Genomic DNA, 14,414 nt, shown 5'->3' with positions numbered 1-14,414 from the left:
TGATAATAGTGGAATATAATAAAAAGCGAGAATATAATAAAAAATGAAGAAAATATTAACTATGTTAACTATGATTACAGTGTTAACGATAGGTGCATTATTTGCTTACGGTTATACCTTGATGAATGGTGCGGAAAATATGATGGCATCAACTTTTGATGATTTAGGGTTGGGTTCAGAGGAAGGTGTACAGTTTGATAATTCTAAGCCTTTTACCATATTACTAATGGGTATTGATACTGGTGGGGCTGGTCGTGAGAATCCATGGGAAGGTAGAAGTGATTCAATGATCGTTGCTACGGTAAATCCTAAAACTAACACGACTACAATGACGAGTTTAGAACGTGATATGCTAGTTGATTTATTGGATAAGAATGGAAATCCTACAGGAAAGTTAACGAAATTGAATGATGCTTATTCTGAGGGGGGGCCAAAGATGAGTATCGTGAATATTCAAGATATTATTGGTTTTAAAATAGATGCATATGCGTTCATTAATATGCAGGGTTTGGTTACCCTTGTTGATGCAATAGGGGGGATTACAGTTAATAATACTTTAGGAGAAACTATTTCAATTGAAGATACTGAACCAGATTACAAAGCAATTATAAAGCCGGGTGTTCAACACTTGAATGGAGATCAGGCACTTGTATATTCTCGAATGAGGTATCAGGATCCAGAAGGAGATATTGGTAGACAGGCAAGGCAGAGAGAAGTAATCACTAAAGTCATTGAGAAGCTTCTATCAATGAACAGTATTTCAAATTATAGAAATATTTTTGAGTCTTTAAGTGGTAATTTGAAGACAAATATAAAGATCAATTCTAATACTTTGATGCAGCTTATGGGATTTAGTTCGTCATTTGAGACGATTCAATCAATTAAACTTCAAGGTGTTGGAGAAATGATTAATGATGTATCTTATCAAGTAATGCCTGAAAATAATTTGTTGAGTGTTCAGAATACATTGAGACGTTCAATTGGGAAAGATATATCGGATTCACTTTCTCCAGATATTGTTACGTTTGAAAAATATTTTGGATCTTCTCCAGGTACATATGAAATACCGAGTATTGCAATTAGCAAAGATAATACTTCAAATACATATTATTTGAAAAAAGATGGTGAACCTGATAAAGAAATGCCTGTATTAGAGACAACTGAATCTTCTAATAGTGGAAACTCGGGTACTTCTACTTCACAGGAAGAGTCTTCACATTAATTATTTTTATTGTATTTAGAGGAAAATCAAAAAATCAGATTGACAAATTGTGATTTTTTGATAAAATATAATTAACGTTTACAAGAACTAGGTGGCGGGTTGCCTCGTCATTCTAGTTGTTTTTATGTAAATTGTCATGTTTCAATAGCTCAGCTGGATAGAGCATTCGCCTTCTAAGCGAACGGTCGGGGGTTCGAATCCCTCTTGGAACACTACTTAACACAAAAACCCTTAGCTTGCTAAGGGTTTTTGTGTTAAATTCATCATACGATATTATTTTATATATAAATGTGGTTATCTATTGGACTACCGACTTAGATAATGAACCATAATGATCATACAAGTAATTATAGTTCTTTTTTCATGCTGATGTGTTTTATACCGGCTTCCTCAAACACTTGTCCAAACTCGTCGAAACCAATTTTCTTATAAAAATCTCGGGCAGGGAGCTGGGCATGGAGAATGATATTACTATATCCATTACTAGTAGCGAATTTTAATGCTTCTTGTATAAGTAATTTGGCGTATCCAAGTTTCCGATATTCTTTAAGGACCGCCATACGTTGGAGAGTTACTTGCCCATTATTCTGAGGCAAGAGTCGTAGAGTGGCTACTGCCACGTTTAGGGAAGTGTATAATATAAAATGTATGCAAAAATTTTCATTATCATCAATTTCAAGTGTGAATGGTACACCTTGCTCCTTGACGAATACGCTATTACGTATTTGTACTGCATCTAAATATGTTTTTGATTGTATATCTTTGGTTTGTTTAATTTTCATTTTAGTCCTTTTATAATTAGTCTAAATAAATTATAATATAAAGAAAGTCTTTCAACAAATAGTGAGTGAGGAATTATGTTTAAGAATAATAAATTGTTTTTTTGGACTGTTGAGATACTGGCCATAGCTTCGTTAATTTTCATTTTAACAAAATTAGATTTTCTATTTAAACCAATAGGGAGCCTATTCGCTACAGTTTTTATCCCTTTTTTAATCGCTGGGTTTTTATACTATGCTTTTAATCCTTTAATCGAACTTCTTCAGAAAAAATTTAAAATTAAGAGAAGTCTAGGGATTTTAATCGTTTTTATAATTTTAATTGGACTAGTAGTATTTATGGTAGTTAGTTTTGTTCCAACAATCATTAATCAGTTAACTGGCCTTGTAAATGCGACAGCAAATGCAATCCCAGATATTCAAAAGTGGGTTGAAGAACTTGCTCAAAGAAAGGAATTCCGTAATTTAAATATTGAAGAAGCCTTTCAAAAGTTAAATTTATCATACTCATCAATACTAAAAAATGTATTGAATGGAGTAACCCTAAGTTTAAATGGTATGCTTTCAACGATAACAAGGGTTGGACTGATATTAGTATTAGCACCAATACTTCTTTACTACATGCTTAGAGATGGTCATAAGCTACTACCAACTCTTAAGAAGACAATTTTAAAAGATGATAAGTATAATATAACTGGTCTTTTAGAAACTTTAAATGATACTATGTCTCGTTACATTCTAGGATCAGCAATAGATTGTTCAATCATATTTATTTTTGTGTTCATTGGTTACCTTGTTATGGGTATTCCCTATGCTTTCTTACTTGCGACTTTTTCAGCAATTACAAATTTGATTCCATATTTGGGTCCTTATATTGGTATGGCTCCGATGGTTTTAGTTGTTGCAGCCGACGATTGGAAGAAGGCTGTTATTGCAGTAATATATGTTGCAGTCGTTCAACAAATTGATGGTAATTTCATTTATCCAAAGGTTGTTGGAAATGCAATGAAGATTCATCCAGTAACTATAATGTTATTGATGTTAGTTGTTGGTAATTTATATGGTTTGGTCGGAATGATTATTGCAGTACCTGCATATTCATTGATTAAGGAAGTAGTTAAGTTTATTGCTAACATTTTTGAAGAGAGAAAAAAAGCAAAAGCATAATCTCTTTTCAAGAAAATAAAATATGATATAATTATACTACCTTTACAAAAGAATTTATAAAATAGGAGAAGAAAAACAAACATGAATGCAGATCCCGAGGGTCAGTCGATTTTAATTCAATTAATATTATTAGTTGTTCTTACAGCATTAAATGCTTTTTTTGCAGCCAGCGAGATGGCTCTAGTAAGTGTCAATCGTTCAAGGGTTGAACAACGCGCAGCAGAAGGTGATAAAAAATATTCAAAGCTGTTAAGTGTAATCAATAATCCAAGTAACTTCCTTTCAACAATTCAGGTTGGTATTACTTTAATTAATATCTTAACTGGGGCGAGTCTTGCTGAGACATTAGCAGCTAAACTAGTACCATTTTTAGGAAATATTGCTGGTGCAAAAACAATTGCACAAGTTATTATCCTTACTTTATTGACGTACTTCTCAATTGTATTTGGTGAACTTTATCCAAAAAGAATTGCGCAAAACTTAAAAGAGAGTCTAGCGGTCAAAGTTGTAACACCAATTCAAATGCTTGGTGTTATTATGAAACCATTCGTATGGTTATTAGCAAGTTCAACTAACCTCTTAAGTAAGTTGACACCGATGAAGTTCGATGATCACAGTGATAATATGACGCGTGATGAAATCGAATATCTTTTAAATACGAGTGCAGCAGCACTTGATTCTGACGAGCGTGAAATGCTTGCAGGTATTTTCTCGCTAGATGAGCTTGTGGCGCGTGAAATAATGGTTCCTAGAACTGACGCATCAATGATTGATATTCAAGACGATACGGCTTACAACATTAAATATATTATTGATTCTATCTATTCAAGATTCCCTGTTTATGATGGTGACAAAGACAAAATTATCGGTATTCTTCATACTAAAAATTTATTAAGAGAAGCATATAATAAGGGCTTTGAAAATGTTGATATCTTAAGCATTATGCAGGAGCCATTATTTGTTCCTGAAACAATTTATGTTGATGATCTAATGAAAGAGCTCAAGAGAACAAAAAACCAAATGGCTATCTTGCTTAATGAGTATGGTGGTGTAGAAGGTATTGTAACGCTTGAAGACTTATTAGAAGAAATTGTCGGTGAAATTGAAGACGAAAGTGATGCTAAGGAAGATCCAGAAGTTGAGCAAATTAGTGATAATCTATATCAGATTAAAGGTAGAATGCCATTAAGTGATTTCAATGAGGAATTTGAAGTAGAACTTGAAAATAATGATGTTGATACAATTGCTGGATTCTTTGTTACTGAAATTGGTACAATTCCAGGAGAAGACGAGCATATCAACCTAGATCTAGTATCTAAAGGGAAGTCATTTACATTGACTAACTTGAAGATGGAAGGACCTCGTGTTGATGTTCTTCAACTTGAATTTTTTGACATTGAAGATAAAGAGGAAGAGGAGGAGAATTAGCCTCCTTTTTCTATACTTTGTAGTAAAACAGAAGATTTGAAAATGCTTTCAAAATCATGTATCCTATGTATAGGAAATAAAGACGATGGAGAGTTAGAGATGACTGAAAAAGATATTACACAAGTTACTGGTTTAGTTCATTCTACTGAAAGTTTCGGTAGTGTAGATGGTCCAGGGATTCGTTTTATTATATTTATGCAAGGTTGTAAAATGCGTTGCAAATATTGCCATAATCCAGACACATTAGCATTTAAGAGTGAAAAGGCTGAAGAAAGAACTGTTGAAGATGTTTTAAATGAGGCACTTCGCTTTAAGTCTTTCTGGGGGAAAAATGGTGGTATTACAGTTAGTGGTGGTGAAGCAATGCTACAAGCTGAGTTTGTTACTGCTTTATTTACTAGAGCTCATGAACTCGGAATACATACAACTCTTGATACAGCAGCACTTCCATTCAATAGAAGTCCAGAGTTTTTAGAGACAATAAATGCTCTTTTAGATGTTACAGATTTGGTTTTATTAGACTTGAAAGAAATAAACCCTAAACGTCACAAGATTTTAACAGGTCATGATAATAAAACTATTTTAGATTTTGCTAGATATCTTTCTGACTACGGAGTACCAGCGTGGGTTAGACACGTATTAGTTCCAGGTGAAACAGATTTTGATGAAGATTTGATTGAATTAGATAAATTTGTTAAAACTCTTAAGAATGTTGATAAGTTTGAAATTCTTCCATACCATACAATGGGGGAAATCAAATGGCAAGAGATGGGGCTTAAATACCCGCTTGCTGGTGTAAAACCACCAACAAAAGAAAGAGTTGAAAATGCAAAAGAATTAATGCATACGGAATCATATACTGAATATTTGACAAGAGTACATAGAGCATAGATTATCTCAAAAGAGTAAGGCGAACGATGGTTCGCTTTTTCTTATAGCTAGAAAAAATGAAGAAAATTTGCTAAAATAGTATGAAGAAAAAAGATAAATGGAGATAAAACAATGTCAAAAATTTTAGTTTTTGGTCACCAAAACCCTGATACAGATGCGATTGCTTCTAGTGTTGCATTTGCTCACCTTTTAAAAGTTGAAGATAAACTTGATGTAGAAGCAGTAGCTCTTGGAGAAGTTAACGAAGAAACAGCTTTTGTACTTGAAAAATTTGGAGTGGCTGCACCTCGTGTTGTAGAATCTGCTAAAGCTGAAGGCGTTGAAAAAGTAGCCCTTACTGACCATAATGAATTCCAACAATCAATTTCTGATATTGAAGATGTTGAAGTATTTGCAGTTGTCGATCACCATCGTGTGGCAAATTTCCAAACAGCAAACCCACTATTTATGCGTCTTGAACCTCTAGGCTCATGTTCATCTGTAATTTACAAATTATACAATGAATATGGTGTAGAAATTCCAAGTGAGATTGCAGGACTTATGCTTTCAGGACTAATTTCTGACACGCTTCTTTTGAAATCACCAACAACTACTGATTTTGATAAAGAAATTGCTCCAAAATTAGCTGAAATTGCTGGAGTAGATCTTGAAGAGTACGGACTTGCTATGCTTAAAGCAGGAACAAACCTTGCTAGCAAATCTGCTGATGAATTAATTGATATTGATGCTAAAACATTTGAACTAAACGGTAATGCTGTTCGTGTAGCACAAGTTAATACTGTTGATATTGATGAAGTTCTTGCTCGCCAAGACGAAATTGAAGCAGCAATTAAATCTTCAATGGAAGAAAATGGATATTCTGATTTTGTACTTATGATTACTGATATCGTAAATAGTAACTCTGAAATCCTTCACTTAGGTGAAAATGTTGATAGAGTTGAATCTGCATTTAATTTCAAACTTGAAAATAACCATGCTTTCCTTGAAGGTGCAGTATCACGTAAAAAACAAGTAGTTCCACAATTAACAGAAGCATTTGAAAAATAATGTCAATTAAAATATATAACGAAAATCGGCTGACTAAACAGCCGTTTTTTCACAGTTTAATGGAATTTCTAGACATTAACCATGATGTAACTTTGCGTGTAATAAAAGGTGAATTTAAAGATACAAATAATTTAGATAGGAAACTAGAAGATTATATTCAGTCTGGTTTAATTAAAAGAGAAAATCGACGTTATTATAATAATTTTAAAGTTTTTGATGATATTGATTTCACTAAGGAATTAGAGGAAGAATTAGAAGAACCTAACAAAATTCAAATTTTATCTTACAGTAAACCATTTTTCTTAAGAGATAATTCCATGTTAAGCAGTAAATTAAATGAAAGTCAAACCTATTTATTACTGGAAAATGAAGTTAATGATTTGAAGTTTTTCTTTTCAAGCAATTTTGCTAGAACAGATGATAATTTAGCAAATTATTTTTATCATGTTGCTCAAGGTATTCCATTATCTAATCTTGAAAAGGATATATATAGAATTATGGGGGATGTAGATCCTAATTATGCCTTACGCTATATGACTGTTTTTCTTTTGAAGTATACAAAGCGTGAACTTGTACCTAATAAAAAGCCTGATATTTTTATTCAGACTCTTATTAAATATAATTATATCGAGGCAGTTGATGGTAAATACTACAAAATTAATATTAAAATTAATGATGATTTTGTAAATCCTCAAGTAATTATTTTTGATAATCCAGAAGAATTTATCGCAGCCCAACTGAAGACGACAAGAAAAATCCAAACTAGCTTTATTGTCTAGCTTGGATTTTTTCTATAAATATTTTTGTGCAATAATGTGGTCACCAGCATACTCAGCATGTGCACCGTCAACAATCTGATAGGCATCTGCTCCCTTGCCAGCAATAATTACAGCGTCTGAATCACTTAATGTTCTACTCATCGCTTCTTTAATTGCTTCTTCACGATCAATAATTGTTTCAATTGGTCTTTCAATGAATTGGGCAATCTGCTTAGCTATATCTACAGGGTTTTCAAAATTAGGATCGTCCGCACTTAGTATAACGTGGATTTCTTTTTCATCATTAAGGAGATGACCAAAATCTTCACGTCGACTTTCGCCCTTATTACCTGGTGCACCTAAAATAAGGTAAATATTGCCCTTATGAGCACCCTTTACGACATTTAGTAGGTTAGCAAGGCTGACGCCGTTATGAGCGTAGTCAACGTATACACGAGCCCCATTCGCTTGTTTAAAGACCTCCATACGACCAGGAACGGTAGTTTGTGCAATACCGTTTAAAATGTCGTCAGTAGATGCTCCGAGCTCTTTACAGGCAAGAGCAGCAGCAAGGGCATTTTCTTGGTTGAATTTACCTAAAAGTTCAATGCTGAAAGTCTCGTTGAAAGTTCCGTTGGTTGAAAAATTAAATGGATTTGACTCAGTAATTTTATTTTCTGAGTTATCGCCATAAAAGGCAGTAGGTTTATTTTTTAATTCTTCTTTAATAACAGAAAACTGATCCATGTCCGAATTGGCTACAACAAATTTACTATTATGGAGAAGTTGCCTCTTACAATAGAAATAATCTTCAAAGGTTGGGTGTTCAATTGGTCCAATATGATCAGGTGAGATATTTAAGAACACACCCACATCAAAAGTTAAGCCATAAACTCGTGCGGTTTTATAGGCTTGACTACTAACTTCCATAACTAGATGAGTCATTCCGTTATCACGCGCTTGAGCCATCATTTGAAATAAATCAAGGCTTTCTGGAGTCGTTAGTGCTGATTTAAAATAGTTCACCCCGTCAAGTGTTGTATTCATGGTAGAAAGCATTGCAGTTTTTTGTTTACTTGAAAGTTCTAAGATATTTTTTGCAAAGTAAGCAGCAGTGGTCTTTCCTTTTGTTCCTGTGAATGCTAATATTTTTAAGCTATTTTGAGGGTAATCATAGAATTTTTGAGCTACTAAACTCATTGCATGTTTTATGTTGCTAACAATAATAGCGGGTATCTCTACTTCGTAGTCAATTTCAGATATATAAAATTTCAGACCTTTGTTAATTGCTCCTTCTAAAAATTCCTTTCTGAAGTTTAGACCTTTGGCAAAAAACAGTGTATTTTCATCTACAATACGAGAGTCATATGATAGTTTATTAAAGCTAATATTTTTTTTGTAATCGTAGTGGTAGCAGCCATCTACGATAATTTCATGAAAGTTTTCATCGTCTTTCAAGATTTTAATCAATTCATCTAATTTAATCATGATTTAAGTATAAAACATTTTGTGAAAAACGTCTATTTATCTTGTAAAAGTTTGAAAATTAGATAAAATATAGATATGAATGATAATATTGATGAAATTGATCTAACGATTGAAAATACAGAGTTAAGACAAAAAAATAAGATGTTGGAAGGGGCCTTTTGGTCAACTGCTGCTGACTTCTTATCTCGCATGTTAGGCCTTATATATATAATTCCGTGGTACTCTTGGATGGGTGCAAATGGAGATAGTGCTAATAGTCTATTTAATATGGGTTATACTATTTATGCTCTTTTCCTTTTAATCTCCACTGCAGGTATTAATATTGCTGTTGCTAAGGAGGTAGCAAAGTATAATGCTTTAGGGGATGAAAACCAAGGTTATAGATTGGTTAGGCAAATGTTGATATTTATGTCAATTGTTGGTTTTGTTTGTGCATTGTTGATGTATATCATATCTCCAACACTTGCTATAATGAGTGGTGGAGGTAAACAATTAACCCCTGTTCTGAGAAGTTTAGCTCCAGCGGTTATGATATTTCCTTCAATGAGTGTAATCAGAGGTTTTTTCCAAGGAAATAATAATATAAAACCTAATGCTATGAGTCAGCTTGCTGAACAATTTATAAGGGTTATTTGGATGCTTGTAACTGCATTTATGATAATGAAAATAGGAAGTGGAGACTATGTTCAAGCTGTGACACAAGGGACTTTCGCAGCGTTTGTCGGAATGATTGCAAGTTATTTAGTATTGATTTTCTATCTGCAAAAGACAAATACTTTAACTAAGATATTGATGCCTTTACCAGGGAATATGGATATTTCTTCTAGGGAATTATTAATCAATACAGTAATACAAGCGATTCCTTTTATTATCTTAGGAAGTGCCATACAGATATTTAAGCTACTAGACCAATTTACTTTTCCAAATTTAATGACCAGAATTGGAAATTTTACTACTAATGAAGTGCTGGTTTTCTTTAGTTATTTTTCTGCTAATCCAGATAAAATTACTGCAATTTTGATAGCAATAGTTGTTTCTTTAAGTGGTATTGGAGTTCCCCTGTTGACTGAAAATTATGTTAAAGGTGATATGAAATCAGCTGGTAAATTAGTTGTTGATAATCTTATTTTAGGTGCAGCTTTTATCATTCCGAGTGTAGTTGGAATAAGTATTTTAGCTCAGCCATTGTACACACTATTTTATCGTGTTCCAAATCGATTAGCTTTGAATTTATTTGTATTAGCTGTAGTATTTAGTATACCAGTTGCTTTATATGGAATGTTAACTCCAACACTGCAAGCTTTAAGACATAGTCGATTTGCACTTAGATATTTTGGAATAGTATTGCTTCTAAAACTTGTATTACAAATTCCTTGTATTTATATGTTTGAATCATATGGTCCAATATTTGCTAGTAGTGCTGCTTTTACATTCGGTATAGTAGTTTATCTAAGAAAAACTCAAGAAATAACTAAATTTAATGTCAATACACTTCTTAGAAGACTTTCTGGAATATTGACATTAACAATTATTATGGCATTAGCCACAACAGCGGTTTATCTTTTAATGAAGATATTTATTATCCCGAATACTAAAATGAAATCTCTTATTATTATTTTATTTGCTGGTGGAGCAGGGATGATAACATATATGTATTTATTAATGAAATCTAAATTAATTGATATACTTTTAGGTGATAAAGGTGTAAGTCTGCGTAAACGTTTCAGAATAAATTAAAGAAGTTCCTACTTTGTAGGTTCTTTTTTTAGTTAAATCATTTTAAGAATTGAAGTTTCTTTCATCAAGTGCAGAGCTTATCCAATGTCCGAACTCACAAGCTAAATGTAATTGATGTGCTTTAATCATATAATTTGGTAAAACAGCTGGGAATTCAACTAATGCTCTAAATCTTAAACCATTTTTATCGCGACCGACTTGATGACGAACTCCACCAATTATTGTTCCATCTTCTAATCGTGCAGTACCTGGAGCTTGAACTTCAAATTTAGTATCAAATGAAGATTTTAAGTTTTCTTCATCATTGTAATGTGCATAGAAATGAGTTGGTAGGGGTGAACCACCAGTTGTCTCTAAAACTTCTTGAATATTATCGGCCACTTCTTGCAAAACATAATGGTCAGGGTTTGTATTTAAATTAATTTCTAAGTGTTTGTCATTATTTACCATCATAATTTCAACAATTCTATCAAGTAGTTCGCTTGGTGTTAGGTTTGTATTTGGTATAACAATTTCTGTCATGCTAAATTTTCTTTTGTTAGTAAGTATATTAGAAAACTTTGAAATTGCATCTGCTAAATTGGTTCTACTTTTAAGCTCTGAACGCATTCTATCTATCCCTAATTGCATTTTTACTCTTAAAATATCAGAACGTATGGCATCTATTTTTTTATCTTTTATCCACTTATCAAAGTTTGGTGAGAACTTAGCACCTTCCATCTTTTTAAGCATTTTATGAACAGCAACCATTCTCTTAAATTCCCATTCATTAACCTTATCATGTGATACTACTTTACCGTTAATTTCAAACACTAAATCATTATTAATTTTCATTATATTCCTCCTTTATTTCTTGTACTCTTCTTGATATTGATTGATACTACTTGAGATTTTTTCTAGTACTGAATTTATTAATTCCAAATCTACAGAAGTTAAATTTTCTAAGTCCTTCTGGATATCTTTGTATAATTTCAAGTGCATATTTTCATGAAGTCTGAAAATTTCTAGACCGGCTTCTGTGAGTGATAGCAATATTTCTTTTTTGTTGGACTCTAGTTTTTTCTTTTTTATTAAGCCTTGTTTTTCTAATCTTGGTATCTGCTGGGATATTGCACCTTTAGTAACACCTAGTATTTGAGCTAGCTCTGTAGGATTTGAATTAGGATATTTACCTATTGCTTCAATTAAATGAAGGGCGTTAGTTGATAATTTAATGTTATTTGTAAATGATAGAGGTATTCTTTGAATCTGAGTAATTTTATTGTTTACTTTGAAAAAGTTTTCAACTAATAAATTAAAATCCTCATTTTTTATTCTACTCATAAATCTCCTTTTATATTGTTTAGATCTATACTATACTATTCTGTTTTTATATTGTATAGGGCTAAACAATAATTGTAAAGAAATTTGACTTAGATAGTAAAAATTAAAAATATTTTTATCAAAAAACTGCCAACTTAATAGTTAGCAGCAGTTCAAAATAATTATAAATTACGTTCCTTATACCATTCGTCTGGAGTCCAGTTCCACTCGGTATCATATTTTTCTAATAAATCGAAACTTGCCTTTGGTCCCATTGTCCCTGCTTTATAATCATATAAAGGGACTTCATTTTTTGACCATACATCAACAATCTTATCGATTAAAGTCCAGCTAGCTTTTAACTCATCCCAATGAGTGAAGTTTGAACCGTCACCTTTCAGAACATCGTAAATTAGCTTTTCGTAAGCCTCAGGAGAATTACCGAGGATTGCAGCATCATGACGGAAATCAAGTTTAATTTCACCAATATTAAAGTCTTTACCAACTTCTTTACCGTTCATTAGGAAGGAGAATCCTTCGGTTGGTTGGATGTAGATAGTTAAAACATTTTGTTGTAATTTTTGATCTGGACCGAAGATAGAGTCTTCTTTTTTAAAGATAATATTGATGCGTGTCCCTTTTTCAGTCATGCGCTTACCTGTTCTGAAGAAGAAAGGTACGTCGTTAAAGCGACCGTTATTAACAAAGAAAGCACCAGATGCAAAAGTTTCTGTCGTAGACTCAGGGTCAACTTGGCTTTCATCACGGTAGCTAACGAAATGTTGACCGTTGAAGTCATTTTCAACATATTGCCCGCGGACAAAGTCTTCTTTAACTTCTTCTGTAGTTGGGATCTTGATTGATTGCAAGGCTTTTATCTTTTCAGCTAGGATATCTTTGCTGTGATAAGTTTTAGGTTTATCCATAGCAAGAAGAGATAGTACTTGAAGAATATGGTTTTGAACCATGTCTTTTAAGGCACCTGAATGATCGTAGTAGCCACCACGGTCTTCAACACCAATAGACTCCGCAAAGGTGATTTGAATATTATCGATGAAATCGCGATTCCAAATTTTTTCAAAAACAAAATTAGTAAAACGGATAGCAAAAATATTTTGAATCATTTCTTTGCCTAGATAGTGGTCGATACGGTAGATTTGGTCTTCAGAAAAAGCTTTTGATAAATCGTCGTTTAATTTTTCTGCAGTAGCAAGGCTTGTACCAAAAGGTTTTTCAATGATTAATCTTTCATAACCTTTACCGTCAGTAATATGTTCTGATTTTAAGTGACTTGCAATTGTTCCAAAGAATTCCGGAGCCATAGCTAAAAAGAAAACTTTATTATGATCAGTATCATATTTTTCACCTAGTTCATTTGAAAGTTCTCTTAAAGTTTCATAATGCTCAGAGTCATTTACATCATGTGCTTGATAGTAGAAGTGACTTGCAAAAGTTTTAGCATCTTCTTCATTTTCAATTAGACTAGAGATGCTTTCATGAACAACATCCTCATACATTTCTTTTGTCCACGGTCTACGAGCAGTACCAATAACCGCGAAATCTTCTTCGAGGACACCAGATTTATATAAACGATAAAGTGATGGATAAAGTTTACGTTTGGCAAGATCACCAGTTGCACCAAATATTGTAATTAAAACTTTTGACATATATCATTTCCTTAATTTCTATTAGTATTCTCTATATTTTATCATAAAATTCTGTCAAAAACATGAAAGATAGCACAGTACCGTGTAATGGTTTCAACTTAGTACGAAAATAACCAGTTTTTAAGAATGTCAAGTAACGTTTTAGTTGTAGTAGTAAGTATATTAACTGAAATGAATTGTAAAACAAAGCAATAAGAGAAATATAAGTAGACTACTAAATGGAAAAGAAAATATATTATTATACTGTTTGAAATTAAAATTAAATGAGTTTTAGTCATGGATTATGGAAATATATTTATCTTTTATATAAAATTATTCTCACTCTTGTAAGATGAATCTTATATAGTTAATTATAAGTATTTTTTTATTTACTAGATAATTCTTCATTTAAAACTAAAATGGAGTATAGAAAAATATAACGTGAGTATTTATTATTTATTTATATGTTATAATTATATAGTACCAAGTATATTGAAAGAGAAAAGAATATTATGGATGATGACGATTATAAAAATATATATGAAGATTTTTCCGGTTGGTTAAAATTTATTGAAGCAAAAAATTTAGCATTTCTTACAATACAATTGGGAGCACTGTATGCTATTTTGAAATTACAGAATGTGAGAATCGGATTAACTAGCGTAGCGTTTTTAGTTTCAATATTTATTCTTTTAACTAGTTTAATACCAAGAATAGATAAAACTAGCAAAAATGTCGTTTATTTTGGATCTTGGATTGATAAAGATACTGCAGAAATATCCAAGTTAGAAAAAAGCTATAAAACGCAATGCAAGGACATCGCACTTGTAATATCTAAAAAATCGAAGAAATTTCGTTATAGTTTATTTATTTTTATATTGGCCATATTATATGGGCTGTTTGTTAACTGGAACATTATAGGAAAATTATTTTGTTGATACATAATTTT

The 14,414-nt window shown here is 32.2% G+C and carries 13 protein-coding genes and 1 tRNA gene; 9 read left to right on the top strand and 5 right to left on the bottom strand.

Annotated features, from left to right (window positions below):
- Nucleotides 1-43: 43 nt before the first annotated feature.
- Together BG261_RS10915 and BG261_RS10910 are read left to right on the top strand one after the other, a co-directional pair.
- A complete protein-coding gene (locus BG261_RS10915) occupies nucleotides 44-1,222 on the top strand; it encodes an LCP family protein (protein ID WP_083318334.1) in 1,179 nt (392 codons plus the stop codon).
- 138 nt (nucleotides 1,223-1,360) lie between these two features.
- Nucleotides 1,361-1,434 (top strand) — tRNA-Arg (locus BG261_RS10910).
- Nucleotides 1,435-1,569: 135 nt separating this feature from the next.
- On the opposite strand, the gene BG261_RS10905 is transcribed toward BG261_RS10910, so the two are convergent.
- Nucleotides 1,570-2,004 (bottom strand): GNAT family N-acetyltransferase, encoded by a 435-nt coding sequence (locus BG261_RS10905; protein ID WP_070793353.1) that lies wholly within the window; start codon nucleotides 2,002-2,004, stop codon nucleotides 1,570-1,572.
- A gap of 75 nt (nucleotides 2,005-2,079) precedes the next feature.
- Between BG261_RS10905 and BG261_RS10900 the strand changes: the two genes are divergently transcribed.
- The 5 genes from BG261_RS10900 (at nucleotide 2,080) to BG261_RS10880 (ending at nucleotide 7,313) form a co-directional block, all read left to right on the top strand.
- Nucleotides 2,080-3,168 (top strand): AI-2E family transporter, encoded by a 1,089-nt coding sequence (locus tag BG261_RS10900; protein WP_070793352.1) that lies wholly within the window; start codon nucleotides 2,080-2,082, stop codon nucleotides 3,166-3,168.
- 81 nt (nucleotides 3,169-3,249) lie between these two features.
- Nucleotides 3,250-4,596: a hemolysin family protein gene (locus BG261_RS10895; RefSeq protein ID WP_070793351.1), complete on the top strand. Its 1,347-nt coding sequence runs from the start codon at nucleotides 3,250-3,252 to the stop codon at nucleotides 4,594-4,596.
- A gap of 99 nt (nucleotides 4,597-4,695) precedes the next feature.
- Nucleotides 4,696-5,487, top strand: a complete 792-nt coding sequence (gene pflA / locus BG261_RS10890; protein ID WP_070788446.1) for a pyruvate formate-lyase-activating protein — start codon at nucleotides 4,696-4,698, stop codon at nucleotides 5,485-5,487.
- A gap of 111 nt (nucleotides 5,488-5,598) precedes the next feature.
- Nucleotides 5,599-6,534 carry a manganese-dependent inorganic pyrophosphatase gene (locus tag BG261_RS10885; protein ID WP_070793350.1) on the top strand — a complete coding sequence of 312 codons (936 nt, stop codon included), beginning with the start codon at nucleotides 5,599-5,601 and terminating at the stop codon, nucleotides 6,532-6,534.
- Nucleotides 6,534-7,313: a DUF1803 domain-containing protein gene (locus tag BG261_RS10880; protein WP_070793349.1), complete on the top strand. Its 780-nt coding sequence runs from the start codon at nucleotides 6,534-6,536 to the stop codon at nucleotides 7,311-7,313. Before BG261_RS10885 ends, BG261_RS10880 begins: the two co-directional genes overlap by 1 nt.
- A gap of 12 nt (nucleotides 7,314-7,325) precedes the next feature.
- On the opposite strand, the gene BG261_RS10875 is transcribed toward BG261_RS10880, so the two are convergent.
- On the bottom strand, nucleotides 7,326-8,780 hold the full coding sequence (locus tag BG261_RS10875; RefSeq protein ID WP_070793348.1) for a UDP-N-acetylmuramoyl-L-alanyl-D-glutamate--L-lysine ligase: 1,455 nt from the start codon (nucleotides 8,778-8,780) through the stop codon (nucleotides 7,326-7,328).
- 75 nt (nucleotides 8,781-8,855) lie between these two features.
- On the opposite strand from BG261_RS10875, the gene BG261_RS10870 reads away from it, so the two are divergent.
- A complete protein-coding gene (locus tag BG261_RS10870; RefSeq protein WP_070793347.1) occupies nucleotides 8,856-10,517 on the top strand; it encodes a putative polysaccharide biosynthesis protein in 1,662 nt (553 codons plus the stop codon).
- 42 nt (nucleotides 10,518-10,559) lie between these two features.
- Here the strand turns inward: BG261_RS10870 and BG261_RS10865 are convergent, their stop codons facing one another.
- From BG261_RS10865 to zwf, 3 genes are all read right to left on the bottom strand, one after another.
- Nucleotides 10,560-11,351, bottom strand: coding sequence for a hypothetical protein (locus BG261_RS10865; RefSeq protein ID WP_070793346.1), 792 nt, complete (start codon nucleotides 11,349-11,351; stop codon nucleotides 10,560-10,562).
- 12 nt (nucleotides 11,352-11,363) lie between these two features.
- A complete protein-coding gene (locus tag BG261_RS10860; RefSeq protein ID WP_070793345.1) occupies nucleotides 11,364-11,840 on the bottom strand; it encodes a MarR family winged helix-turn-helix transcriptional regulator in 477 nt (158 codons plus the stop codon).
- 161 nt (nucleotides 11,841-12,001) lie between these two features.
- Nucleotides 12,002-13,486 carry a glucose-6-phosphate dehydrogenase gene (gene zwf / locus BG261_RS10855; RefSeq protein WP_070793344.1) on the bottom strand — a complete coding sequence of 495 codons (1,485 nt, stop codon included), beginning with the start codon at nucleotides 13,484-13,486 and terminating at the stop codon, nucleotides 12,002-12,004.
- A 491-nt stretch (nucleotides 13,487-13,977) separates the two neighbouring features.
- On the opposite strand from zwf, the gene BG261_RS10850 reads away from it, so the two are divergent.
- Nucleotides 13,978-14,403, top strand: a complete 426-nt coding sequence (locus BG261_RS10850) for a Pycsar system effector family protein (RefSeq protein WP_070793343.1) — start codon at nucleotides 13,978-13,980, stop codon at nucleotides 14,401-14,403.
- Nucleotides 14,404-14,414 lie beyond the last annotated feature (11 nt).

The organism is Floricoccus tropicus (assembly GCF_001832905.1).
Lineage (GTDB): Bacteria > Bacillota > Bacilli > Lactobacillales > Streptococcaceae > Floricoccus > Floricoccus tropicus.
Note: the sequence above shows the minus strand (reverse complement) of the source record. Positions and strands in the feature narration are given on the sequence as shown.